Genomic DNA, 25,545 nt, shown 5'->3' with positions numbered 1-25,545 from the left:
GCTCAGGCTCCCAGCAGGCTTTGCCCGCAAACGCGGACCACCTGCCCATTGACCCCGCCGGAGGCTGGATGGGCCAGCCAGGCGATGGTCTCGGCCACATCCACCGCCTGCCCACCCTGGGACATGGAGTTCATCCGCCGTCCCGCCTCGCGGATCATCAACGGGATCTTCGCGGTCATCTGGGTTTCGATGAACCCCGGGGCCACGCCGTTGACTGTGATCTGCTGGCGCGCCGCCAACGGCGCCAGGGCCTGGACCAGGCCGATGACCCCGGCCTTGGAGGTGGCGTAGTTGCTCTGGCCGAGGTTGCCGGCGATACCGGAAATCGACGACACGCAGACAATCCGCCCGCCCGGATTGAGCCCCTGCCCCTCCAGCAGCGCCTGGCTGAGCAGCAACGGCGCTTCCAGGTTGACGGCCATGACCTTGCGCCAGGCGGCCTCGGTCATCTTCGCCAGGGTCTTGTCCAGGGTGATGCCGGCGTTGTGCACCACGATATCGAAGGCGCCCTGCTCAGCGACGAACGCCAGCAGGCGCTGGCCAGCATCGGCCGCGGTGATGTCCAGGGCCAGGGCGCTGCCACCCAGGCTGGCGGCGGCCTGTTGCAGCTCGGCCTCGCTCTGCGGGATGTCCAGGCACACCACCTGGGCGCCTTCGCGGGCCAGGACCTTGGCAATGGCCAGGCCGATGCCACGACAGGCACCGGTAACCAGGGCCCGGCGCCCCCCCAGGGGCCGCTCCCAATCCAGCTGCCGAGGCACATCCACCGGTTCGCCGATGCGTACCACCTGGCCCGAGACATAAGCCGAGCGCCGGGACAGGAAGAAACGCAGGCTGCTGTCCAGTTCCGCTTCGGCACCGGGCTCGACATACAGCAGTTGTACGGTGATGGCCCGGCGCAGTTCCTTGCCCAGGGAACGCACGAAACCCTCCAGCGAACGCTGGGCCACCGCCTGGGCCAGTTCGGTGCAACGTTCCGGCGGCGTCCCCAGGATCACGACCCGGCCATGGGCGGTCAGGCGCCGGACGTTGGCATGGAAGAAGCGATACAGCTCATCGAGCTGGGCGACGTCGCCCAGCCCGGTGGCATCGAACACCACGCCCTGGACCTTCACGGTCGAGGGCGCGTTGATGCTTGCGGCCTGCGCCGCCACGATATCGGTGGCGGAAAAGATCCGTTGCAACTCGCCCAACAGGCGCCCCTCGGGCGCCGCAGCGAGAATCACCGGGTTGATCAGGTTGCCGCCCTGCCCCTCGCGGTTGCGTTGCAGCGGCACCGGTTGTGGCAGGCCGGTGCGCTGGGCCAGCCAGCGGCCCCACCCGGAATTGACGAACGAAAGATAACCGTCGGACATATATGGATTCCAATCAAAACCAGTAGAAGGTCAATAGGCCGAGTCGCTGGCCGCTACCGTGTCTTCGCTGCTGGCGCTGCGCTTGCGCGAGGCCGGCTTGGCGCTCTGTTCGAAATGCGCCTGGCGTTGTTGCAAGGCTTCCAACAGACCGAAATCCTGCGGGAAGTCGTCTACCTGGATCGCGTGATCGCCGTACTCCACATAGCGGTCGAGCAATTCGTCCTCGTCCTGGCTGATCAATTGCAGTTCCCGGGCCTTGAGTCGCCATACGTCGAAGGCGTCGCGGGAGATCGGCAGCGGTGCCAGGGTGCCCTGCTTGACCGCCGGCTTGAGCCGCGCCTCGATCAGCTCCACCTGCGGTTGCAGGCGGAACGCCAGTTCGCCGTAGGCCAGCTTGTCGATGTCCGGTTGCGGGATGTAGGAATCGGCCAGCAGGCGGTCGCGGGTCGCGCCCGGGGTCTGCACCAGCTCGGCGACCTCTGCCAGCAGGCGGTCGCTGGGTTTGTGCTGGGGAATGCCGAACGGAAAGCTCAGGCCACGAATGATCCGCGCCGCGGCCTTGGACGGGTAGTTTTCCAGGACTTCGGCCAGGGCCTCGTGAGCCCGCAGCAGCGCGTCCTGGGCAGCCCAGTGCACCAGGGGCAGGTCGGCCTGGGGCCGGCCATCGTCCTCGAAGCGCTTGAACACGCAGGACAGGATGTACAGCTGGGAGAGGATGTCGCCCAAACGCCCGGTGATGCTTTCCTTGCGCTTGAGTGCGCCGCCCAGCACGCCCATGGAGATGTCCGAGACCAGGGCCAGCACCACCGACAGGCGCTGGACCTGGCGGTAGTAAGGCGCCAGGGCCTTGTCGGTGTTGCTCGGGGCCTTGATCAGGCGCCCGCCGGTCACCGCATGCACGGCCGCGCGCACGGTGTTGGCGAAGACGAAGCTGATGTGGCCGAACATGGCGCTGTCGAAATCCTCCAGGCCCTTGCGCCCGGTATCGCGGGCCGCCTCCATCTCGCGGAACACGTAAGGATGGCAACGGATCAACCCCTGGCCGTAGATGATCAGGCAGCGGGTCATGATGTTCGCGCCTTCCACGGTGATGGCTATCGGGCTTTGCTGGTAGGCGCGGGCCAGGAAGTTGTTGGGGCCCATGCAGATGCCCTTGCCAGCGACGATATCCATGCCGTCGTTGACGATGATCCGCGCGCGCTCGGTGACGTGGTACTTGGCGATGGCCGAGATCACCGAAGGTTTTTCGCCGGCATCCAGGGACGCCACCGATACCCGGCGTACCGAGTCACAGGCATACAGGTGCCCGGACATGCGCGCCAGGGGCGCCTGGACGCCCTCGAACTTGCCAATGGGCAGGCCGAACTGCTTGCGCATCGCCGCATAGGCGGTCGTGCCGCGGACCGCGACCTTGCCCAGGCCGACGTTGGACGACGGCAGGGAAATCGCCCGCCCGGCGGCCAGGCACTCCATCAGCATGCGCCAGCCATTGCCCACCTGCGCCGCGCCGCCAATCACCCACTCCAGGGGAATGAACACATCCTTGCCGGTAGTCGGGCCGTTCTGGAATACCGCGTTCAGCGGCCAATGCCGGCGCCCGGTGTTCACCCCCGGATGGGTGGTGGGAATCAGTGCGCAGGTGATGCCCAGGCTGCCCTTCTTGCCCAGCAGGCCGTCCGGGTCTTCGGCGCGAAATGCCAGGCCCAGCACGGTGGCGATCGGCCCCAGGGTGATGTAGCGCTTGTCCCAGGTGACACGAAAGCCCAGGACCTCCTGGCCTTCGAACTGGCCCTTGCAGACCACGCCGGTATCGGGGATGGCCCCGGCGTCGGAGCCGGCATAGGGGCTGGTCAGGGCAAAGCACGGAATGTCTTCGCCACGGGCCAGGCGCGGCAGGTAGTGCTGGCGCTGGGCCTCGGTGCCGTAGTGCAGCAGCAGTTCGGCCGGGCCCAGGGAGTTGGGCACCATGACCGAGATCGCCGCCGCCGAGCAGCGGGTGGAGAGCTTCATCACCACCTGGGAATGGGCATAGTGCGAGAAACCTTTGCCGCCGTACTGCTTGGGAATGATCATCCCCAGGAAGCCGGCTTCCTTGGTGTACTGCCAGGCCTTGGGCGACAGGTCCTGCCAGACCTGGGTGGTTTCCCAGTCGTTGGCCATGTCGCACAGGGTTTCCACTTCGTTGTCCATGAACGCCTGCTCTTCGGCGCTCAGGCTGGCCGGTGCAGCACCCAGCAGGCGTTTCCAGTCGGGCTTGCCGCTGAACAGCTCGGCGTCCCACCACACGGTGCCGGACTCGATGGCCGCACGCTCGGTATCGGACATCGCCGGCATGATCTTGCGAAACATCGCCAAGGCCTTGCTGGTGAGCAAGGTACGACGCAGCGGCTTGAGCGTCAGCAATGCAGCAGGTGCTACCACCAGCACGATCCCCAGGACCAGGCCCAGGGTGCCTACCAGGCCCAGCAGATGCCCGGCCGCCAGCCAGACCAGGCCGGCACCCAGCCACAGGGCTGCCGTTGCCTGCCGATACGCCAGGGCCAACGCCGCGGCAACTCCCACCAATAACCAGACAATCATGGAATACCTCTCTTGTTCTAACGAGACAGCTCCTTGGAGCCCGGGCGTTGTGCCGGCCCCTCGGAAACCACACTACAAAGGAAACAAGTGCGTTTCAAATTTTATTTTGAAATTTTTATTTAACATTTTTCTACAACACAAAATGGCTGAACGCAGTCAGCCAGAAGGGGGAAAAATGAATGAAAACGGCCTCTACAAAGGCCTGTTTAGCCAACGGCAACAGCGCAATTCCTTGGTGCTGTCGTTGGCTCGGTGGGGGTTCGTCCTTAGAAGCTATAGGTGGCGGATAGGCTCACCACTTCACCCTTGGCATCGACCTTGCCGTCCAGGCGAGAACCGCCGAGGCGGTCCTGGTTGACGGTCTTGAGCTTGGCCTCCTTGACGAATTGCCGAGAGTAGGCGCCGTCGATGGTCAGGCCTGGAATGGCCTTGATGTCATAGCCAAAGCCCAGGGAGGTGAACCAGCGATCGTTGTCTGGGATCCGCGGGTCACGGGTCGAATCCCGGGTCGGGGTCTCGTCGAATGCCACACCGGCACGCAAGGTCAGCTGGTCGGTGAAACGATAGTCGCCGCCCAGGGAGTACATCATGGTGTCTTTGTATTTGTACGGGATGGAGACGATGGTGTTGCCTTGGGACTTGAGGGTCAGGTCCTTGAACGATGACCATTGGGTCCAGAGCATACTGGCTCCGAGAGTGAAACGATCATCGAACACATGCACCCAGTCCAGGCCGACGGTTGCAGGAATATCCAGTTGCGTGGACGCCTTGGCTCCGTCGGGGTTCAGCTTCAGGCCGGGATAGGCCGCTTCTACCAGAGTCTTGTTGCCCGGGTACGCAGGGATCGTCATTTGATCACGCCCCAGTTTATCGGCATAGATGTTGTAATTCCCCTCCATCTTGTTCTTGATCTTGGCGTGATAATTCAGGCCCAGCGTGTCACGATCCGTGGGCTTCCAGACCACGCCGGTGAACCAGCCCACCGAGGTGTTGTCCACTTTTACCCGCATTAGGTTCGATCCAGCCCCAGATGGAAAATTCGCCGCCCCTTCTCCCAACCCGGGAGAGAGTGCCGCAGCCCCGCTGAGGTTGAGGTTCTGGCTGACGAATCCCTGGCTTCGCTGGACGATGAGGCCTCCCCCTATGGAAAAATCATCCCTGACCTTGAACGATAACGAACCGGTCAAGCCCACGGTTTCGATCTTGGTATCGACAGCAAAGTCACGGAGCTTGGAGCCGTTCTGGTCCCAGGTACTGCGCATGCCCATGGGCACGACCTGGCTAAGACCGAAAGCGAACCGATCATTGATCGGCATCACCATGAACCCTGTCGGCAGCCACGCGGTAAAGCCACCCTGGCCACCATTGCCGTCCAGAGGAACAGCCGTATCACCCGGAATGCCATCTCCATCCACAGGCAGCATGGTCGCCGGGTCCCCACGGAAGTCATAGGCATTGCCTTTGTACTTCATCTTGATGCGGGCGTAGTCGACCGTCATCTGGGCAACGTTGCGATCGATAAAGGCCATGGCCGCCGGGTTGTTGAATGCAGCGCTAGGGTCGTTCTTGAACAGCGAGCCCCCCCCGAAGGCTCGACCCCATCCAGGAGCCCCGTAGGTCGGAGTAGAGAAACCACCCGCCTGCACCGAGCCAGAGCCGATCAGGCTTCCCAATACTGCCAGGCCAATGGCCGCCTGGAGCTTGTATTTCTTGTTATTCATGCCCTACTCCTTACTTACCTTACTTATTGTTATCGGCTGTGATCGGTCAACCCACCGATCTTGGGTACTGCTGCTGGCATCTGCAATCAGACGCCTGTTTCCGGTAAAACTAAAAACTGCAACTCATGCATTCATCATGGCGACACCGTTAAACGTGGCGTTGGCTGGACACTCAAAACCGTGATCTTGCATTTGCCAACTGGCTGCGATGAAGGGATGCTCAGGGTATTGGTTGAGTTATCCCAAATAACATTGATAGTTACCGGGATCGGACTGCAATAGTTAACAAACCTCAGATTCATTTTCGACACAGTGCCTGCAGCAACAGTGGGAAAGTACAAGTTCCAAGGTAGGGTCAGCGCGTTGCCCACCGTGCATGGAGGGCTGCTACCATTGATGGAAAAATTGGAGATCAGAGCCTTCGAACCATCTGGCGCCACAGCGCCATAGATATTGACATTGCAGGTAAAAGGAACATTAAAAAAGTCTGGCGACGTAATTGAAATAATACCCGCCGCGGAAAAATTAACGCCTGGCGGTGCAATGGTGACGGCACCAGCCAAAGATGTTACGCCCAGGAAAATGAGGCAAGAAACCAAAGACAACAGTGCCTTGATACTTTCCATTGACTTGCCTCCTCATTCCTGGGACTCATCCGATGCCCTAAAGACCATATCTTTCGCAAAAGCAACAATTCGCCCTGTCATCTATAGTCATCAAGGCTGATACATAGAAAACTTCAAATATTGCAACAGGCACTTCGAGCGAAGTGCCCGTGCCCAACAGTTCTAACCCTGGCTCAATCCGACACAGTGAAACGTGGATTTGGATTGACACTCAAATCCGTGATCGTGCAACGCCCCACCTGTTGCGGAGTACTGACCCATAGTTTGTTTTGTTCATTGCTCCAGTTGCCGCTGATGGTCGCCGGTGTGTCGCTGCAAGCAGAAAGAACCTGAAACATGACACCGGAGACGGTACCGCTGGTGGTACTGGTGGCAGTCAAGGTCCAGGGCAAGTTTTGCAGCACCGGCACACCACAAAGAATATTACTACCGCCGACAGTGGCACCTGTTATCGTGGCTTTGGAGCCATCTGCCGCGACGTTACCGCTGAAATTGATATTGCATTTCACCGCCCTGTTAAACGAGGCTGGCGACTTTACCGTAATAGTACCCGGAGCAGTGAAACTTGCCCCTTTAGGTTCAATGGTCGCTGCGCTGACCATTGACGTCACGCCCAGACAGATAACACAAGACGCCACAGAAAACAGAGTTTTTATAGTGTTCATCGCGTTATGCCTCTTAATGTTTGGACTCGACCGAACATCCATTCAAGTTATTGTTAGTTAGTTCATCAAACCTCAACTTTCAGTTACGTTGCAGATCAGTCTTCGATACATTGCAACAGGCACCCCAAGCGAGGTGCCTGTTTTCCCAGCCGGTGATCAGCAGGCTAGAAACTTACACCTGCATCAGTTCGATACAGTGAAACGTGGATCTGGGTTGACGCTCAAAGCAGTGATCTTGCATTTGCCGACTGGCTGCGCCGAAGGAACGCTCAGGGTGTTGGTCCCATTGTTCCAGGCAATATTGATGGTGACCGGAGTAGCGCTGCAGTCGTTGAGGATCTTGAAGTTCACGCCAGATACAGTGCCCGAGGTGGCGTTGGCGGGAGTCAGGGTCCAAGGCAGGTTTAGCAGTACTGGCACACCGCACAGTGGGTTAGAACCGTTGACAGTGGCGCCAGTGATGGTGGCGTTAGGGCCGTTCACAGTACCGGTGAAGTTGATGTTGCAGGTCACCGGCTGATTGAACGACGCAGGCGAGGATACAGTGATGGAGCCCGGAGCCGAGAACGGACCGGCAGGGCTGATGGTCGCTGCGCTAGCCATCGACGCGGCGCCGAGGCAGATGGCGAAGGAAGCGACAGATACCAGAGTCTTGATGCTTTGCATTGTTGTTTTCCTCAAGAATTAGGCAACCAGTGTTGCCAGGGGGTTATCAGCCTTGCCAGGTTGTCGATGACGCCATCGACGCTCCGGCTCGACCGAATTCGGTACTGGAGTGCGCTAGGGTGATATCGATGCCGCTTGGACAGCCGGGGCTTTCCAATCCGCTTGCAAGATCATCAGCGTCCCTCCTTGGATTCTGTTTCTACTCAGGGTGCCACCCGGAACTTGGGCGGCATCTGGATCGATACGGTCTTGATGGTGCAGCCGCCGTCGAGGCTGACCTGGGCCGCTTCGAGTTTGCCGGTGGTGTTGTTCCAGCTGCCCTCGGCTGTGCTCGGGCCGCATTCACCGCCCACCAGGGGGGCGTGCACCGTGACCCGGATACCCGACATGGCACCGCTGGTTTCGTCCTTGGCGATCAGCTTCCAGGGCAAGTGCGTGGCTTCGACCTGGCCACACTTGAGGCCGCCGCTGAAATCGACTTTCTCGACACTGGCATAGCTGCCATCAGGACTGATCTTGCCGCTGACCTGGATGGTGCAATCGGCATTGATAATGCTCTTGGCAAAACTGATGGGGCCCTTGGCGGTGAACTCGGTGTTGGCCGGTTCGATGCGCGCGGCGTCGGCCGCGTTCATCAGCGATACACCCACCAGGACCACGAACAGACGGGCTGCGAACAGCGGTGAGATAGACATCCGTGACTTCCTTACAGTTGCTTATTGTTGTTGTCGGTCAACGTGTTTAAGGACTTCTGTCTTGCTCTGCTCACCCTTCAAGAGGTGAATCACAGGCGAACACAACCGGTTCACGAGCACTTGAAGTGGTGAGCAGTACAACTAAAGAGCGGTGTCTCAATCGGTTGCGTTGAAGCCGTAGCGCTTGAGTATCTCGGCACGCTTGGCCGGCTGGATATTGGCCAGCCGTACATCACCCGAGTAGTGGGCCAATACCCGGTGATCCATCAGCCGGCGCCAGAGGAACGGTACGTAGGCCCAGACGATCATGGTGGCGTAGCCATAAGGCAGCTGCGGTGACTCATCGAAGTGGCGCAGCGCCTGGTAGGCACGAGTGGGGTTGGCATGGTGGTCCGAATGCCGCTGCAACTGGAACAGGAAGATATTGGTGACGATCCGGTTGCTGTTCCAGGAATGGCGTGGCGAGCAGCGCTCATAGCGGCCATTGGGTTGTTTCTGGCGCAGCAGGCCGTAGTGCTCCACGTAGTTCACCACTTCCAGCAGGGAGAAACCGTAGATGCCCTGGATCACCAGGAACGGGATCACCGCAACGCCCAGCCAAGCGATCAGCACCCCCCACAGCACCAGGCTGTAGGCCCAGGAACTGAGCACGGTGTTCTTCCAGTGCAGGGTCGGCAGGCCCTGCTTGCGCAGCCGCTCGCTTTCCAGGTGCCAGGCCGAGCGCAGGCTGAACCACACGGTGCGTGGCAGGAAGCTCCAGAACGACTCGCCAAGACGCGAACTGGCAGGGTCTTCCGGTGTGGCCACGCGGACGTGGTGCCCACGGTTGTGCTCGACGAAAAAGTGCCCATAGAACGTCGAGGCCAGGGCCAGCTTGGCCAGGAACTTGGACATCAGCAGGTTCTTGTGTCCCAACTCATGGGCGATGTTGATGGCGATGCCAGTAGCCGCCCCAGTGGACATGGCCATGCCCAGGTAGGTGAACCAGGTCACGCTGCCGTGCAATTGCGAACGTTCGGTAACGAATGCCGCGAAATTCGCCAGGCCGCCCTGCAGGTGCAGCTGTTCGCTCAGCTGGACCAGGCCGCCGGCCATGATCCAGTCCACCCCATGGACCGCCATCCAGGCGGTGACTATCAGGGACAGCACCGAGAGCACGGCACAGCTGTAGACGATGAAACGGTAGTAGGGTTGTTTTTCCAGGTCTGGAACGGCGGATTCAGGTGGGTTGCTGGTGTCTTCGCCAATCAGGCCGTCGATCAAGGGGATCAGGCCGAAGATCACCAGTACACCGATCCACCAGGAGAGCTGGATACCGGTAAGGAGCGCGAACACTCCAGACAACAAGGGGGTGATCATGGGCAAGGTGCCCAGCCACCACAGGTGACGCTTGCCATCGGTCCAGACTTGAGGTGCCGCCACTGAAACATTCATGGCAGCCTCCGCAGGATGGCAGAGGACAAGGATGCTATAAAGGAAAGCGCATCTGCGCTGTCCGAAGCGAGAGTGAATGAAGATGAAGCGTGAAATGGCGGTATTTTCATTATTTTAACCACTCAATTGCACTTTCAAAAAAAACATTCAAAACATTTTTTTAAAATAAATAGCGCGGATTCGATAGCTCGTCAACTATTTTTTCAGTCTGTTTTGAATGTCGCCCGTAAAGCAGTTACAGCTGCTGCCAAAGTCGTCGCCGGGCCCCCGAAAGCACCCCGCACCACGCCCCTAGCCTGCTCGTGATGCCGCGAACGGCGGATGCAATATGGTCGCGCTACGCTGCGGTCCGGCCTGCCCGGCAACGTGCCGGACCATGGCGACCACCCGTTCTACCGCGGTAATGGGCAGCATGTGTCCGCGCCCTTGAACGATCTCCAGCGCCAGGCCCGGCACCTTGCCGACCATGGACTCGCCGTGCCTGCGGTAGCTCAGGACCGGGTCCTTGGAGCCGTAGATCAGGCCCACCGGCAGCTTCAGGCTGGAGTAATGCTTGACCATGTCGGGCAAGGCCCGGTTGACCACGGCAATCTCGCTGGAGGCGTTGTAGAAGTTGCTCGTACGCATGCCCAAGAGGCCGCCGCCGCGTACCGCAAAGTCCTCGGGCACCGGGTCCGGGGCGAATACCGCCTTGACCAGGCTGTGCCGCCCGAGCATGGCCATGGGCGCGGCCAACGTCAGTGACATCCAGCGGCGCAGCAGGGCCGGCCGCACGCCCAGGGACAGGAACACCAGGGGCAACATCCGTTGCGGGTGGGTCAGGGGCGCCACCAGGACCAGCCCCGACACAGACTGCGGGTGATTCAGCGCCAGCGACAAGGCAATGGCGCCACCCAGGGAATGCCCGAGCACCAAAGGTTGCCCAAGGTCCAGGGTCCGGATGAACTTGGCGATCAGGCTGGCCTGGGCCGGCAGGTCGGCCGGGGCCCCTCGGGCCCGGGTGGAGTAACCGGAGCCGGGGCGATCGAGAGTGATCACCCGAAACTGCTCACGCAGTTGTGGCGCCAGGGAATGGGTCAGGTTGCGTGCGCAGCCGGACAGGCCGTGGATCATCAGGAGCACCGGCCCCCTGCCCTCATCGGTGTAGTGCAGGCGTTCGCCCCCGACCTCAAGAAAGCGCCCGTTGATCGGCACCTGGCTTTCTATCTTGCGGTCGATACGAAAGCTCACCAGCCAAAGCACCACACTGACCACCAGGAATACCGTCGCCGCTACCAGCCATTCCATACCACGCCCCCTCGAGCTGACCTGTCTCGCGCGGCAACCGAATCACTGATCCGGCCCGGCTTGTCGCCCTGGCCTGGTACCGCCTGTGGAATCCCACCCAAGTCCGGATGGAGCCCGCAAATCCACAGGCGACGAGCGCAGGTGACATTTTCAGGTGATTTATTTAAATTAATTTTTAAAACATTATTTTAAATTGTGCAATCCTGAGTTTTCACTCACTGACGAAAGTCACCCAAGCGTTACTACAATCGAGGTACACACAATGAATGCGTACTCGCCACCCGACGGCCCCGAGGTCGTCGATATCGCCATCATCGGCGCAGGCTTTGCCGGCTTGTGCATGGCGATCAAGCTCAAGCAGGCCGGAATCACGGATTTCTTCGTTGCCGAACAGGCTGCCTCCCTGGGGGGCACATGGCGCGACAACCACTACCCGGGCTGCGCCTGCGACGTGCAATCCCATGTCTATTCCTTTTCCTTTGCTCCCAACCCGAACTGGACGCGGCAATTCGCCCCCCAGCCGGAAATCCGCGAATACCTGGAAAACTGCGCCCGGGATTTCGCCCTGGCGCCCTACCTGTGCTTCAACATGGGCCTGGAGCAAGCGGTCTTCGATGAGGATCGCGAGCGTTGGCAACTGCATTTCAGTAATGGCCGCCGGGTCAGCGCCCGGGTCCTGGTGTCCGGCATGGGCGGCCTGTCGCGCCCGGCGATCCCGGACATCCCGGGGCTCGAGACATTCACCGGCAAGCGCTTCCACTCCCAGCAGTGGGACCATCGCTACTCCCTGCAAGGCAAGCGGGTCGCGGTGATCGGCACCGGTGCCAGTGCCGTCCAGTTCGTACCGAAGATCGCCCCGCGAGTGGCTCAGCTCAAGCTGTTCCAACGCACCCCACCGTGGATCATGCCCAAGCCCGATCGCAAGCTCGGTGCCCTGGAGCGCTGGGCCTTCAAGCACCTGCCCTTTACCCAGCGCCTGGCTCGCTCGGCGCTGTACTGGGCCCTGGAAAGCCGGGTGATCGCTTTCGCCCGGCGGCCCAAACTGATGAAGGTGGTGCAGCGCGTAGCCTTGCGCCACTTGCGCAAGCAAGTGCCCGACCCACTGCTGCGCCAGCGCCTGACTCCCGACTACACCATCGGCTGCAAGCGCATCCTGATCTCCAACGACTACTACCCGGCCCTGTCCAGGGGCAACGTCGGCGTGGTCAGCGAAGCCATCGAGCGCATCGAGGCCGATGCCGTGGTCACTGCCGACGGCACCCGCCATCCCGTGGACTGCATCATCTTCGGTACTGGCTTCCAGGCCACCGACCCGCTGCCCCATGGCCTGCTCTTCGGCCGCCAGGGCCAGGACCTGATGGACTACTGGTCCAAAGGCGCCCACGCCTACCTGGGCACCTGCCTGCCGGGGTTCCCCAACCTGTTCATGATCGTCGGCCCCAACACCGGGCTGGGGCATAACTCGATGATCCTGATGATCGAGGCCCAGGTGGACTACATCCTCAAGGCCCTGGAGCGGATGCGCCAGGACGGCATTGGCGCCCTGGAGGTCAAGGCCGACGTCGAGCGCCAGTACAACCAGCGCCTGCAACAACGCCTGGCCGGGGCCATCTGGTCCACCGGCGGTTGCCGCAGCTGGTACCTGGACCCACGCAGCGGGCAGAACACCACGCTCTGGCCCGGCTCAACCCTGAGCTTCAAGAAGACCCTGCAGCACTTCGAACTACGGGACTACCTGAGCAGCCGCCTGCCCGGCCCCGTTCCTGTCGCCGCACCAATCGTCGCGCATCCACTGAACCTGCAAGAGGCCGTCACCCATGAAGAACTTCAACGGTAAAGTCGCCGCCATCACCGGTGCGGCCTCCGGCATGGGGCGCGCCCTGGCCATCGCCCTGGCCCGCGAAGGCTGCCACCTGGCCCTGGCCGACAAGAATCCCCAGGGCCTGGCCCAAACCGTCGCCCAGGCCCAGGCCGCCACCTTGTTGCCATTGCGCATCAGCAGCCAGGAGCTGGACGTCGGCGATCGCGACGCCATGTTCGCCTGGGCCGCCGCCAGCGCTGCCGAGCACGGTCAGATCAACCTGATCTTCAACAACGCCGGGGTCGCCCTGTCGAGCACTGTCGAAGGCTCGAGCCTGGCGGACCTGGAGTGGATCGTCGATGTCAACTTCTGGGGCGTGGTGCATGGCACCCAGGCCTTCCTGCCCTACCTCAAGCAGGCGGGCGACGGCCACATCATCAACACCTCCAGCGTGTTCGGGCTGTTCTCGCAACCGGGCATGAGCGGCTACAACGCCACCAAGTTCGCCGTGCGCGGCTTTACCGAGTCCCTGCGCCAGGAACTCGACCTGCAGGGCAACGGAGTCTCCGCCACCTGCGTGCACCCCGGCGGCATCCGTACCGACATCGCTCGCACCAGCCGCATCAGCGACAACGTCAAGGGATTCCTCATCGACAACGAACAGCAAGCCCGTGACGACTTCGAAAAGCTGTTCATCACCTCGGCGCAAACCGCCGCCAAGGTCATCCTCCTGGGGGTGCGCAAGAACAAGCGCCGGGTACTGATCGGCCGCGACGCGCACTTCCTCGACCTGTTCATCCGCCTCTTGCCCAGCGCCTACCAGGCCCTGGTGGTATGGGTCAGCCGACGCATGGCGCCCAAGCCGGGCAAGGCTCGGCCAGCGGTGTATGAACCCCAGGATGAACGCGGCCTGTGAGGCCGCAACCTATTTCCATGTCTAGAGGAGCGACAGCCATGCTGCCCGTCCGCCGTGACATCAAGGTCGAACTGCCCGCCGAGCGCATCTGCGATTGGCACGAACAAGGCAGCCACGTGAGCCATTTCTTCAATGCCCTGTCCCTGCTGTTTCCATCCGGCGAGCTGTTCTTCATGGACAGCGTGCGCCACTACCGCGAGCACATCCACGATCCCGAGCTCAAGCGCCAGATCCAGGGTTTTATCGGCCAGGAGGCCATGCACAGCCGCGAGCACCAGCAGTACAACGACCTGCTGCAAAACGCCGGGTTGCCGGCCCACCTGCTGGATCGGCGCTTGCGCATGATCCTCGACTTCCAGAAGAAGCACTTCGCTCCCGCCTTCAACCTGGCGCTGACCATCGCCCTGGAGCACTACACGGCGATCCTCGCCGACCTGCTGCTGCGTGATCCCAGTCGCTTCGGTGACTCGGTGGAAGGCTACCGGCAGATGTGGCAGTGGCACGCGCTGGAGGAGACCGAGCACAAGGCGGTGGCCTACGACGTCTGGAACACCGTGCTCAAGCCGGGCCCCAAACGCTATCTGATCCGCACCGGCACCATGCTGTTCACCACCCTGACCTTCTGGCTGGTGGTGTTCGATTTCCATGTGCGCCTGCTGATCGCCGATCGCAAGCGTGGTGGCCACTGGCGCGGGATGTGGCAGGTGATCAAGTACCTCTACGGGCCCAAGGGGGTATTCCCACGGATCGCCCTGCCCTGGCTGCAGTACTTCAAGCCGGGGTTCCACCCCTGGGATCACGACAACCGCCACCAGTTGCAGCGCATCGATGGCCTGGTACGAGACATCGAGCAGACCCGCTCCGCGGCAGCCAAGTAAGAGGCCGTGCCGGGCACTCGACAATCACGGGCGGCCTGGGCAGTGCCCGGCGCAATCCTCGGGGGCTGCTAATCTGCAGCGGACCCTTCGTGCTCCCGAGCCTGCCCATGTTCCTGATCCTGCTGCCCCACGCCGACTACGACCCCACCGAAAGCGGCCTGCCCTGGCAAGCCGCCCGGCAGGCCGGTTTCGAGGCGTGCTTTGCAACACCATTGGGGATGCCGGCCTATGCCGACTCGCGCCTGGTCAGCCTGGGCTTCGGCCCGCTCAACCCGATGCTCATGACCCGCGCCGCCGACCTGGAGCGCTACCATGACATGACCCGCGATCCGGCCTTTCGCGATCCGCTGGGCTACGCCGACGTCGATCCGCAGGCGTTCGAGGGCCTGCTGATCCCGGGAGGCCATGCCCGAGGCATGCGCAGCCTGCTGGAATCTGATCAAGTGCGGCGGATCATCCTGGCCTTCTTTCGCGCCGACAAACCGGTAGCCGCGGTGTGCCACGGCCCCCTGGCCCTGGCTCGCTGCATCGATCCGCAGACTGGCCACTCGGTGCTTTACGGGCGCAAGGTCACGGCCTTGCTGGCCGGCCCCATGGAACTGATGGCCTGGATCGCCACCGCCCCATGGCTGGGACGCTATTACCGCACCTACGACCACAGCGTCGAAGAAGAGATCAAGTCGGTCCTGGCCAACCCGCAGGACTTCATCCGTGGTCCGTTGCTGCCCAGGCGCGATTCGGCGCAGCATCCCGAGCGCGGTTTCGTAGTCCGCGATCGCAACTTGCTGACTGCACGCTGGCCCGGGGACTGCCACCGCTTTGCCAACGAGTGGGTGGAGCTGCTGCAGCAAGCGCGCACTGCCCAGCCTCAGCCGCTACAGGTCACCCGCTGACCCGGCTTGAAGGCGTATCGGCGAGCCGCCCAGACCAGTACCAGCCCCATCATGGCCAGGGCCGCCATCGCCCAGGGGAAGGACAGCGCACCGAAACGCTGCAGCAACAGGCCGCCCACCACCCCGCCACCGGCGATGCCCAGGTTGAACAGGGTCACCAGCATCGACTGGGCGACATCGGCCCCTTCCCCGGCGGCGTCTGCCACGGCAGTCTGCAGCAGGGTCGGTGCACCACCGAAGGTCAGGCCCCAGGCGATGATGGCCGGCCATACCAGCCATGGCTGCCGGCCAGCGATCCCCAATAGCAAGCAGGCCAGGGCGAAACCCGCCAGGCTGCACAGGGTCAGGCCCCGCAGCCAGCGATCCACCAGCAATCCGGTGCCCCAGATCCCCAGCAGCGACGCCAGGCCGAACAGCAACAAGGCGCGGTCCAGGCTGCTGGCCAGCCCCAGGGATTCGAGGAACACCGCGATATAGGTGTAGAGAATGTTATGGGCCAGGATCCAGACGAAGATCACCAGCAGCGCCTGGGCAATCCCCGGAGTCAGGAAAATCTTCCCCAATGGCTGGCGTTGACCGGCTTGTTGCCCGGGCTGATCAGGGACCGCCAGGCGCACCCAGAGCCACAAGGCCAGGGCCAATAGGGACAAGCTCCAGAACACCGATTGCCAGTCCATCCAGGTCCCGAGCCAAGTGCCCAGCGGCACGCCCAGGCACAGGGCCAGCGGCTGGCCGACGCCCATCACTGCCAGCGCCCGCCCCTGCAACGCAGGGACCACCAGGCGCCGCGCGTAACCGGCCAGCAATCCCCAGACCAGCCCAGCCGCCATGCCAGCGGCAAACCGCGCGACCAGGGTCAGGCCATAGTGAGTCGACAGAGCCGTGAGGCTGTTACCTAGGAGCAAGCCGCCAATAGCCAGCAACAACAAGGGCCGGCGCCGCCAACTGCGGGTCGCGGCGACCAGCGGAATGGCGGCCGCCACCGAGCCCAGGGCATAGACGCTGATCAACTGTCCGGCCATGGCCTGGTCGATGGCCAGGCCATGGCTGATCTGCGGCAGCAGTCCGGCGGGCAGGGTTTCGGTGACGATGGCGATGAAGCCAGCCAGGGTCAGGGCCAAGAGGCGCCAGACCGGCAGCCGCGTGGCGGCGGCCGGATAAGATTCAGGGATGTTCATTCTGAAGATACTCACGCAAGCAACGATCAGGGCTGCGGCAGGCACCACTGTGGCCACCGCAGTAAAAGGCCGGGTTTCAGCCGAGGTAGGAGGCAGCCATGTCCTTGTCGCCATGGCCTTTGTCGAGGGCGCGCTGGAAACGCTGGATCCCTGCCTCGGCCAGATCGACCTTGACTCCGGCCTGCTGCGCGGCAGCCACCATCAGCTGGGCATCCTTCAAGGCATTGGCGAGGGTGAAGCTGGGGCGGTAATCATCGTTGAGCATGGCGGCGGTCTTGGCCTGGAAGTAGCCGCTGTCCAGGGGGCCGCCGGTGACCAACTCGACCACCAGCGCCGGGTCCACGCCAAGCCCCCTGGCCAGCGCCAGGCACTCCGCGGCGCCGTGGGTCAAGGCCAGCACCCAGCTGTTGAGGGCCAACTTCAAGCGACTGCCGCCGCCAGGCACTTCACTGACCCAGGTCACTCGCTTGGCAATGGCATCGAACAGCGATTGGAGCTGGGCCCGGTACTTCTCGGGCCCCGCCCCCAGCACCAGCAGTTGCCCCTGTTCCGCTGGCTGCCGGGTACCGAGGACTGGGGCGTCGTAGAACACCAGCCCCCGGGCCTGGGCAAAGCCATGCAGCTCATCACAGGCCTGGACGCCCACCGTGGCCATTTGCAGCCAGAGCATACCGGGCTCCAGGGCCGGGCCAGCCTGCTCCATGGCCGCCAGCACGGCGGGGCCATCCTTGGCCAGGGTAATGATCACCTCAGCCCCACGCACGGCATCCACGGCCTGCTCGAACACCTGGACGCCCTCTTCCTGCAGCGCCTGGGCCCGCTGTGGCGTGCGATTCCAGGCACGCACTGCAAACCCACGGCGTTGCAGGTTGCGCGCTACCGCCGCCCCCATGATGCCGATACCCAATACCGCGACTGAACGAAATGGCGTGGACATGATGTGTTTCTCCGATTTCAGCGATTTTTTGGAATGATCATTCCAATAAAGGGTAAAAAAACAGCCACCCCGCGGGCTGGCTGAGCGATACATCGACCGCTGTACAGCGGCCTGGACAACGGCCACGCCTGGCGTCAGGCCAGGCTGGCCACGGCCACCTCCACGACATCCAGCAGGCGCTGGCGGCGCTCATCAGGCAGGCTGCCCTTGCCCAGTACCCGCAGGCCCTGGATGGTGCACACCACAAAGCTGGCCAGGGCCCGGGGATTCTTCTGCGACGCGACCTGTCCCTGTTCCTGCCCCTGTCGCAGCACTTGCTCCAGCGCTGCCTCGATGCGCTTGAAGTTCTGCGCAACCCATTGCGCCACCACCGGGTCCTGACCGGCCATTTCCAGTGAAGCATTAGCCGCCAGGCAGCCCAGGCGCTGATCGTCCTGCAGTTCGTTGTCGACGATCTTCATCAGCAGGCGCCGCACCCGCTCCAGGGCCGGAGCCTCTTGGCCCAATAGTTCGATATTGGCCGTGGTCATCTGCTGATAACGCTTGAGCGCGCACATGTAGAGCCCATGCTTGCTGTCGAAGGCGTTGTACAGGCTGCTGCGGCTCAGGCCTGTGCCCTCCACCAGGTCCTGGATGGAAGTGGCGGCATAACCGCGCTGCCAGAACACCTGCATGGCAGCATCGGCGATCTGGTCGGGGTCGAACTCCTTGGGACGCACGGCAAACACCTTTATGGAATGATCGTTCCATAAGTTAAAGGTGCTACGGGTGAGCGTCAACCGTACCGGGGAAAATAATCCCCGGTACCGCCGGCGAGAGACTCATCCGGGAATGGTCCGATGCCGCTCAGGCGTGGGCCCAGCGGCGATGCAGGCTGCGAGCCATGGCATCCAGGGCAAAACCCAGGGCGCCGATCAACAGCACCATGGCCATCAACTCCGAATAGGCCAGGCGATCACGGGTATCGAGAATGAAGTAACCCAGCCCGGCGCTGACACCGAGCATTTCGCAGGGCACCAGGACGATCCACAAGATACCGATGGCCAGGCGCACTCCCGTCAGCACATGCCCCACGACCCCCGGCAGGATGACCTTGCACAAGGTCTCCCAGCGGGTGGCGCTCAGGCTGCGGCTCAACTGCAACCAGCGCGGGTCCAGTTGACGCACCCCAGCGGCGGTGTTGAGCAGAATCGGCCACAACGCGGCAAAGGCCAGCAGGAAGTAGATCGGCTGATCGCCCACGCCCATCAACATCACCACCACCGGCATCCATGACAGCGGCGAGATCATCCGCAGGAACTGGAATGCCGGAGTGGTGGCCGCCTCCAGGTGCCGATAGCTGCCCACCAGCAGGCCCAGGGGCACCCCGACCAGCAAGGCCAGCAACAGCCCCAGCACAATGCGCTTGAGACTGACCCCGATGTGCTCGTACAACTCGCCACGCCCCAGCAGCTCGGCCAGGCTGGAGAAAGTCGCCTCGGGCGAGAAACGCATCGCCAAGCCGTCGCCAGCCAGCAGGTGCACACCCAGCCACCAGCCCAGCAACAGGCTGGCCAGACCGGCCAGCCCCAGGCCCCAATGGCCCAGGGAAGAAGGTTGCTTGTCCATCAGAACGCGAACTCCTCGCTGCGCTCGAAGCTTTCCGCCAGGCCAAAGGCCTTGAGCCCGCCAACGCTGGCGATGGCGTTGCGCACAAAACGGTCGTCCACCAAATCGCCAGCGGCGTGCCGCGGGTCGAGACCGGCAAGAAAGCCCTTGTCCCCCTCGATCAGCGTGTCCTTCAGGCGCTTGACCAGCTCTTCGGTGTAGCTGGGGAACGGATAGGGCTGGAAGTCGATGCGCTGCTCATCCCACTGGCCATTGCGGATCGCGCCACTGGCCAAGTAGGCCTCGCGGTCCGTGGCTGCCGGCGCCAATACCCGACCCAGCACCTGGGGCGCATGGGGGGTGTAGCGGTTGCTACCGTCCTTGGACAGCAGTTGCGCGGCCTCGGCGCGATGTTCGCGGGTCCAGAGCTGGGCCTTGACGATGGCGTTGACCACTTTCTGCGACCACTCGGGTCGGTTGTTCAGATCGTGCTCATGCATGAACACCACGCAGCAGGCGTGATTGCGCCAGACATCGCCGGTAAAGCGCTGCACCCGGCCGACCTTGAGTTCCTCGGCCAGGGCATTGAAGGGTTCGGCGACGATGTAGCCGGCGATGCGCTTGCTGGCCAGGGCTGGCGGCATGTCCGAGGGCGGCAGCACCACCAGGTTGACCTCATTGGCCCCCAGGGCGCTACCGGTGGCCTTGCTCACCGGCACCAGGCCACTGTCACGTAGCAACTGCTGGAGTACCACGTTGTGGATCGAGTACCAGAACGGAATCGCCAGGGACTGTCCCGCCAGTTGCCTGACCTCGGTAATGCCAGGGGCCACGGTCAGGCCGGAACCGCCGACATGGTTCCAGGCCACCACCTTGGCCGGGACCTTGCTGCCATAGCGGGCCCAGACGGTCATTGGCGACAACAGGTGGATCACGTTGACCTGCCCGGAAATGAACGCCTCGATCACCTGGGCCCAACTGCGCAACAGCACCGGACGCTCGGCCTTGATGCCCTCGGCCTCGAACAGGCCGTTGTTGTGGGCAACCAATAAGGGCGTGGCGTCGGTGATCGGCAGGTAGCCGATGCGCACTGGCGCATCCGGCTCCTGGGCCGCGCGAGCCTGCAGGCTATTGAGCAGCGGCAAGGCGCCACCGGCGGTCAGCAGCGCGCTGAGTTTGAGGAAGTCACGACGCGTGTGGGTGAAGTCGTCCAGGCACATGGTCAATCTCCGACGGTGCAGGCAAAGGGGAATTGAGAGGGTTGCGGCTCGCCCGCCGAAGGGTCTTGAGAATCTCGATACGCAAGGCGCCCAACTCCTCGATCCGCTCGGCACGGGGTGCCGGCAGCTCGATACGCCATTGGCCGAGGATGTGCGCCGGGCTGTTACCCAGTAGCAGCACCCGATCGGACAACAGCAGGGCCTCGTCGATATCGTGGGTGATCAACAGCGCCGAAGTCCGGTGCTGGCCGATCACCTTGAGCAGCAGTTGCTGCATGTCGGCCCGGGTCACTTCGTCCAGGGCCCCGAAAGGTTCGTCCAGCAGCAACACCTGCGGCTGGCGGGCCAGGCAGCGGGCCAACGCGGTACGTTGCGCCATGCCGCCCGACAACTGCGCCGGATAGCGCTGGCGGGCGTGCTCCAGGCCGACATCGGCAATGGCCTGGTCGATACGCTCCTGGCGCTGGCGGGCGCTCAGGCGCGGCTGGCGGGCAAAGTCCAGGCCGAAAGCCACGTTGTGCTCCAGGTTCAGCCACGGCAACAGGCTGGGGTCCTGGAATGCCACAGCAACCCGCGGATGAGGCCCCTCCAGCACCTCGCCGGCCAGGCTCACCTGGCCCTTGTGCGGTGATTGCAGCCCGGCCAGGACCCGCAGCAGGCTGGACTTGCCGACGCCGCTGGGACCCAGTACCGAGACCACCTCCCCGACCTGCAATTGCAGGTCGAAGTCTTCCAATACCGAGTGCCAGCCGTCCGCCGCGCGATACCCCAGGCTGATCTGCCGTGCATTCAACAAGCCACTCATGCGGCATTCCGCGCCTGGCGCTGCAGCTCGGCACGCAGTTGCACCAGGCTCGGGGTGACGATGGGCACGAAGGCCGACTCGCGCCAGCGCCGGGCGAAACCACTGCCGTGCTCGCACAGGTAGGCCTTGCCACCGCTGGCCTGGAGTTCCAGTTGCACGGCGTTGGCCGTGGCCTCAGCCAGGGCGATACGGACCCGGAACAAGGCGGCGGGCTCGCCCAGGAAGCGTCCGTCGAGCAAGCCGGCCTTGAGTTCGGCGACGGTCCGTTGCAGTTGTTCGCGCTGCTCCAGCAAAGGCTCCTGGAGCACCGAGCGAACGCCCTGGATATGCTGCTCGACCTCGGCCAGTGCCCGGCGGGCAAGGCCAATGGCCAGGGCGCATTGCAGGCCCAGGAACGCCGGACGCACTGCCGGCAGGAACTGGCGGGCGTCCTCATGCAACAGCCAGTCACGAGCGACCTCGACCTGCTCCAGGTCGAGGGCCGCGGTATTGCTCGACTGCAAGCCCATCAGTTGCAGGTCCTCGGAACGCTCAAGCCCCGGCAAGCCGTCAGGAATCGCCAGGATGAAAGGCGCCCCGCCCTCCTCACGCTCTACCGCCGCGGCCACCACGAAACCGCTCTTGCGCAGGTTGGTCACCCAATGCAGGCGCCCGTTGAGGCGCCAGCCATGGGCCTGGTCCTGCGCCCGGACTTGCAGGGCCTCGATCCCGGAGAGGAACTTCATGGCGTTGGACAGCCCGGTGGCACCGGCCAGTTCGCCACTGAGCAGTGACGGCAACAGCCGTTCACGCAAGGCCTGGTTGGGACTGTGCAACAGGTACTCGATGAAGGCGCGCTGGCCCCAGCAGACGAATGCCGCCGCCAGGGAGTGGCTGGCCACTTCGGCCATGACTTCCAGGGCGTCGCCCAGGTCCCCGCCACTGCCCCCCTGGGCCTGGCTGATGCCAGCTCGCAGCACACCGCCGGCCGCCAGTTGAGCGAGCACCGATTGCGGATCGCACTGCCCCAGGTCCAGCGCCTGGGCCTGGGCATCCAGCCATTGACTCAATTGCGCATTGAGCATGTGATTTTCTCCTTGAAGGGGCGTCGCCGCTTGGCGACGCCCTGCTCATTGGCCCTGCACAGACCAGCGATACCTGGCCAGCTCGGGGTTCAATTCAGTACCGGCGAACACGTTGGCGAAGTTGCACAGGGTCGCCAGGCTGATGCCCAGGATCACTTCCAGGGCATTGCCTTCGCTGTATCCTGCGGCCTTGAATTCGGCATAGCGCTGGTCACTGACCTTGCCCCGGGTAGCGATGACTTCCCGGGCGAACGCCGCCAGGACCTCCAGCCGAGCTTCAGGCAAGGTGCTCTGTTCACGCAGGGCGCTGACCACCGGATCGGCGAGTTTGGCCTTGTTCAGGGCGACAGCGGTATGACCTGCGACACAGAAATCGCAACCATGGGTGGTGGCGGCAATCAACTGCACCACTTCACGCTCGGCCAGGCTCAGTTCGGACTTGGCATTGAGCCCCGAGACCGTGACATAGGTTTCCAGGGCAGCCGGGGCATTGGCCAGGATGCCCAGCAGGTTAGGGATGAAGCCGGAATTCTTCTGGGCGTTTTCCAGGAAAGGCCGGGCCGCTTCTGGAGCGCTGGACAAGGTGTGTAGAGTGACGCGGGACATGGAGTGGACTCCTGTGGTGAAGGTGTGCGCCAAGTCTGTTGGTTATAAGAATTCCGATCCATATTCTAAAGTAGCGATTACTTGCTCCTGAGTGTTTCCCTTAGATGATTTCGTCGAGCCCCCTGGTTGATTGGTTATTAGAAGGACTGGAACTGGACGCCAGCCTGTTCCACGTCGGGCGCTACTGCGGTGGCTGGCACGCCAGCACCCAGGGCCTGGCCCGGGCCAGCTTCCACTTGATCGTGCAAGGTCATTGCTGGCTGCATGTGGACGGCGTATCCCAGGCCGTGCGCCTGGACGCGGGCGACGCCGTGTTCCTGCTGCAGGACCTGGATTACCGGCTGTCCAGCGCACAGCAGGCCTCCCAGGCACAACAGTTGCCGCGCACCGCCATGGGCGCCCTGGACCTGGGCGCCCAGGACGGAGTCGGACTGGTCTGTGGGTTCTTCCACTTCAAGTCGGGACTGTCGTCATTGATCATCGACGGCCTGCCCGGCTGGATCGTCCTGCGCGCTGGCGACCCGTCGCTGTCAGCAGCCAGGGCCCTGTTCCAGTTGATTCTCGAGGAGTGCCAACGGGGCCCGGCCCCCTCGAGCACGTTGCTGGAACGCCTGAGCCACCTGCTGTTCCTGTATGTACTGCGCCAGCAGGTCAACCATAACCAGAACCTCGGGGGCCTGGTGGCCCTGGCCCGGCACCCGGCCTTCGCCCCCTTGCTGGAGCAATTGATCCAGCAACCCGGGCAGCCCTGGCCCCTGGAAACCATGGCGGCCCTGACCGGACTCTCGCGATCGGCATTTTTCAAGCGCTTCAACGAACTGGCCGGGCAGTCGCCGGGGCAGGTGCTACTGGCCCTGCGCATGCGCCATGCCTGCCAGTTGCTCAAGGCCAACCAGACCGTGGAGCAAGCGGCCGCCGCCGTGGGCTACCAATCCATAGCGGCCTTCACTCGGGCGTTCACCAAAGCCGTGGGCCTGCAACCGGGGGCCTATCGCAAGCAGCATGAGGGGCGCTGAATCCGCCATCAGCAGCCTGTCGGGCAGGCCACCTTCCGCGGCTGGCGCAAAGCCAGGGCGCAACACAAGGCCGCCGCCAGGGTGACCCCTGCCAATATCTGTAGCAAATGGGCAAACCCCTGGCTGTAGAGCTGTGCCATGGCCGCTGGCGATACCCGCTCGGCCAGCGCCTGGACCCTCTGCATATCGCCCATGGCCAGGGCATTGGCGACCCGTCCCAGGGCGACATCCCCCATGTCCTGGTGGCCAGCAAGCCCCGCCAACTCGCTGGCGAGCAAGGCCTTGAGCAGGGCCAGGCCCGCGGCCACGCAGATCGCCTCGCCACAGGCACGCATCGTGGTAAAGATCCCGGTGGCCATGCCCGCCCGCTCCACGGGCACCACACTGACCGACAGATCGTCCATCAGTCCCCATGGCAGTCCGGTACCGATGCCGATCACCAGCAGCGGCCAAAGCAACGCCGCGCCCGGCTGCCCCACAGGGACCAGGCTCAACCAGAACAGACCGAGTGCGGCAATCACCAGGCCCAGGCACGCCAGGCCAGCGGCGCTGTACCAACGCACCAGCCAGCCTGCGGCAAACGGCACGATGGCCATCGGGGCCGACAAGGCAATCATCATCGCCCCGGCCCGCCAGGGTCCCAGCCCTTCGATACCAATCAGGCGCAACGGCAAGAGAATCAACAGCACGATGAAACAGACCGCCGTCGCCACCGGCAGCAGCTGGATGCCAACGAAGCGCCGGTAGCCGAACAGGCTCAGGTCCAGCATTGGCCGCCGGTGCCGCTGCTCCACCCGCACGAACCCCCAGAGACAAGCTGCAGCCCCACCCAGCAACCCCAGGACTGGCAAGCTGCCCAGGCCATCCTCGGGGACTTGCATGATGGCGAACGTCAGACACACCAGGAAAGCACTGAAGGTCAGGCCCCCCAGCTTATCCAGGGCCTGGGCCTCGGGATCGCGGGTCTCCTGCATATGCGGTACACCGAAGATCAGCACGGCAGCACCGATGATTGCTCCCAGCAGGAAGATCGCCCACCACCCCACCTGTTGCACCAGGGCTCCGGCGATGACCGGCCCGCTAGCGAGGCCAATGCCAAAGGCACTGCCCAACAGGCTGAAGGCACGGGTACGCGCCCGGCCCTCGAATGCCTGGGCCAGGGCCGCCGCACCACCGGCCATGGCCAAGGCGGCCGCGATGCCCTGCAAGCCACGCAACAGATCGAGCATCCAGACATCACGACAAAAACCGATCAGCAACGAGAACAGGGTGAAGCTGGCCATGCCCAGGCTGAAGATACGCTTGCGGCCATAACGGTCGGCCAGGGTCCCGGCCAGCATCACCGAGCTGCCAAAGCTCAGGGCAAAGGCATTGATCACCCAGGCCAGGGCGGTCGGGCTACCACCCAGGGCCTGTTCGATGGCCGGCAGTGCCATGGCCGGGCCGGTGTACTCCAGGGGCAGGATGAGGCCCGCCGCACAAACGGCGAACAACAGCCAGTAACGGTCGGCAGCAGAGGCAGGACGAGAGCTGGAAGGCATGGTGACAGGCTCGGGATTCAAGGAATCCTCGATGCTATTGCTGCACTTTTCGCATTGACATGCCCGCCCGATCA

General features: G+C 63.1%; 23 protein-coding genes. 5 read left to right on the top strand and 18 right to left on the bottom strand.

The genetic code is table 11. From position 1 onward, the window contains the following. Nucleotides 1-2: 2 nt before the first annotated feature. The 9 genes from C4K39_RS14780 to C4K39_RS14740 form a co-directional block, all read right to left on the bottom strand. A complete protein-coding gene (locus tag C4K39_RS14780; RefSeq protein WP_124346799.1) occupies nt 3-1,355 on the bottom strand; it encodes a 3-oxoacyl-ACP reductase in 1,353 nt (450 codons plus the stop codon). 30 nt (nt 1,356-1,385) lie between these two features. Continuing rightward, the gene (locus tag C4K39_RS14775; protein ID WP_068576079.1) at nt 1,386-3,935 is read right to left on the bottom strand and encodes an acyl-CoA dehydrogenase; all 2,550 of its coding nucleotides are present in this window, start codon (nt 3,933-3,935) and stop codon (nt 1,386-1,388) included. A 266-nt stretch (nt 3,936-4,201) separates the two neighbouring features. After that, a complete protein-coding gene (locus C4K39_RS14770; protein ID WP_124346798.1) occupies nt 4,202-5,656 on the bottom strand; it encodes an outer membrane protein transport protein in 1,455 nt (484 codons plus the stop codon). A 134-nt stretch (nt 5,657-5,790) separates the two neighbouring features. Continuing rightward, nucleotides 5,791-6,282, bottom strand: coding sequence for an alkane oxidation protein activator PraB (gene praB, locus C4K39_RS14765; RefSeq protein WP_124346797.1), 492 nt, complete (start codon nt 6,280-6,282; stop codon nt 5,791-5,793). A 173-nt stretch (nt 6,283-6,455) separates the two neighbouring features. Continuing rightward, nucleotides 6,456-6,947: an alkane oxidation protein activator PraA gene (gene praA / locus C4K39_RS14760; RefSeq protein WP_124346796.1), complete on the bottom strand. Its 492-nt coding sequence runs from the start codon at nt 6,945-6,947 to the stop codon at nt 6,456-6,458. Between the two features lie 183 nt (nt 6,948-7,130). After that, the gene (gene praB / locus C4K39_RS14755; RefSeq protein WP_124346795.1) at nt 7,131-7,613 is read right to left on the bottom strand and encodes an alkane oxidation protein activator PraB; all 483 of its coding nucleotides are present in this window, start codon (nt 7,611-7,613) and stop codon (nt 7,131-7,133) included. 203 nt (nt 7,614-7,816) lie between these two features. Next, nucleotides 7,817-8,308, bottom strand: coding sequence for an alkane oxidation protein activator PraA (gene praA, locus C4K39_RS14750; RefSeq protein WP_068576070.1), 492 nt, complete (start codon nt 8,306-8,308; stop codon nt 7,817-7,819). A 156-nt stretch (nt 8,309-8,464) separates the two neighbouring features. After that, nucleotides 8,465-9,742 carry an alkane 1-monooxygenase gene (locus C4K39_RS14745; RefSeq protein ID WP_124346794.1) on the bottom strand — a complete coding sequence of 426 codons (1,278 nt, stop codon included), beginning with the start codon at nt 9,740-9,742 and terminating at the stop codon, nt 8,465-8,467. A 291-nt stretch (nt 9,743-10,033) separates the two neighbouring features. Further along, complete coding sequence (locus tag C4K39_RS14740) at nt 10,034-11,029, bottom strand: alpha/beta fold hydrolase (protein WP_068587361.1); 996 nt, start codon at nt 11,027-11,029, stop codon at nt 10,034-10,036. Between the two features lie 262 nt (nt 11,030-11,291). Between C4K39_RS14740 and C4K39_RS14735 the strand changes: the two genes are divergently transcribed. The 4 genes from C4K39_RS14735 (at nt 11,292) to C4K39_RS14720 (ending at nt 15,517) form a co-directional block, all read left to right on the top strand. Next, nucleotides 11,292-12,866, top strand: coding sequence for a flavin-containing monooxygenase (locus C4K39_RS14735; RefSeq protein WP_124346793.1), 1,575 nt, complete (start codon nt 11,292-11,294; stop codon nt 12,864-12,866). Next, nucleotides 12,847-13,746: an SDR family NAD(P)-dependent oxidoreductase gene (locus tag C4K39_RS14730; protein WP_124346792.1), complete on the top strand. Its 900-nt coding sequence runs from the start codon at nt 12,847-12,849 to the stop codon at nt 13,744-13,746. The genes C4K39_RS14735 and C4K39_RS14730 overlap by 20 nt, the downstream gene beginning before the upstream one ends. 38 nt (nt 13,747-13,784) lie before the next feature. After that, a complete protein-coding gene (locus C4K39_RS14725; RefSeq protein ID WP_124346791.1) occupies nt 13,785-14,624 on the top strand; it encodes a metal-dependent hydrolase in 840 nt (279 codons plus the stop codon). A 107-nt stretch (nt 14,625-14,731) separates the two neighbouring features. Next, nucleotides 14,732-15,517, top strand: a complete 786-nt coding sequence (locus C4K39_RS14720) for a type 1 glutamine amidotransferase domain-containing protein (protein ID WP_124346790.1) — start codon at nt 14,732-14,734, stop codon at nt 15,515-15,517. On the opposite strand, the gene C4K39_RS14715 is transcribed toward C4K39_RS14720, so the two are convergent. The 8 genes from C4K39_RS14715 to C4K39_RS14680 form a co-directional block, all read right to left on the bottom strand. Next, the gene (locus C4K39_RS14715; RefSeq protein ID WP_124346789.1) at nt 15,493-16,695 is read right to left on the bottom strand and encodes an MFS transporter; all 1,203 of its coding nucleotides are present in this window, start codon (nt 16,693-16,695) and stop codon (nt 15,493-15,495) included. The two genes, C4K39_RS14720 and C4K39_RS14715, sit on opposite strands and share 25 nt — an antisense overlap. A gap of 76 nt (nt 16,696-16,771) precedes the next feature. Then, a complete protein-coding gene (locus C4K39_RS14710) occupies nt 16,772-17,632 on the bottom strand; it encodes an NAD(P)-dependent oxidoreductase (protein WP_124346788.1) in 861 nt (286 codons plus the stop codon). 134 nt (nt 17,633-17,766) lie between these two features. Beyond that, nucleotides 17,767-18,351: a TetR/AcrR family transcriptional regulator gene (locus C4K39_RS14705; RefSeq protein WP_124346787.1), complete on the bottom strand. Its 585-nt coding sequence runs from the start codon at nt 18,349-18,351 to the stop codon at nt 17,767-17,769. Between the two features lie 127 nt (nt 18,352-18,478). Then, the gene (locus C4K39_RS14700) at nt 18,479-19,240 is read right to left on the bottom strand and encodes an ABC transporter permease (protein WP_124346786.1); all 762 of its coding nucleotides are present in this window, start codon (nt 19,238-19,240) and stop codon (nt 18,479-18,481) included. Further along, nucleotides 19,240-20,439 (bottom strand): ABC transporter substrate-binding protein, encoded by a 1,200-nt coding sequence (locus tag C4K39_RS14695; RefSeq protein WP_068587348.1) that lies wholly within the window; start codon nt 20,437-20,439, stop codon nt 19,240-19,242. The genes C4K39_RS14700 and C4K39_RS14695 overlap by 1 nt, the downstream gene beginning before the upstream one ends. Continuing rightward, nucleotides 20,405-21,244: an ABC transporter ATP-binding protein gene (locus C4K39_RS14690; protein ID WP_124346785.1), complete on the bottom strand. Its 840-nt coding sequence runs from the start codon at nt 21,242-21,244 to the stop codon at nt 20,405-20,407. The genes C4K39_RS14695 and C4K39_RS14690 overlap by 35 nt, the downstream gene beginning before the upstream one ends. Then, on the bottom strand, nt 21,241-22,308 hold the full coding sequence (locus C4K39_RS14685; RefSeq protein WP_068587343.1) for an acyl-CoA dehydrogenase family protein: 1,068 nt from the start codon (nt 22,306-22,308) through the stop codon (nt 21,241-21,243). Before C4K39_RS14685 ends, C4K39_RS14690 begins: the two co-directional genes overlap by 4 nt. A gap of 45 nt (nt 22,309-22,353) precedes the next feature. Further along, nucleotides 22,354-22,914 (bottom strand): carboxymuconolactone decarboxylase family protein, encoded by a 561-nt coding sequence (locus C4K39_RS14680; RefSeq protein WP_068587341.1) that lies wholly within the window; start codon nt 22,912-22,914, stop codon nt 22,354-22,356. 104 nt (nt 22,915-23,018) lie between these two features. Between C4K39_RS14680 and C4K39_RS14675 the strand changes: the two genes are divergently transcribed. Further along, a complete protein-coding gene (locus C4K39_RS14675) occupies nt 23,019-23,930 on the top strand; it encodes an AraC family transcriptional regulator (protein WP_124346784.1) in 912 nt (303 codons plus the stop codon). An 8-nt stretch (nt 23,931-23,938) separates the two neighbouring features. On the opposite strand, the gene C4K39_RS14670 is transcribed toward C4K39_RS14675, so the two are convergent. After that, the gene (locus C4K39_RS14670) at nt 23,939-25,471 is read right to left on the bottom strand and encodes an MFS transporter (protein ID WP_124346783.1); all 1,533 of its coding nucleotides are present in this window, start codon (nt 25,469-25,471) and stop codon (nt 23,939-23,941) included. Between the last annotated feature and the right edge of the window lie 74 nt (nt 25,472-25,545).

The organism is Pseudomonas sessilinigenes (genome assembly GCF_003850565.1).
In the GTDB taxonomy this organism is placed as follows: Bacteria; Pseudomonadota; Gammaproteobacteria; order Pseudomonadales; family Pseudomonadaceae; genus Aquipseudomonas; species Aquipseudomonas sessilinigenes.
Note: the sequence above shows the minus strand (reverse complement) of the source record. Positions and strands in the feature narration are given on the sequence as shown.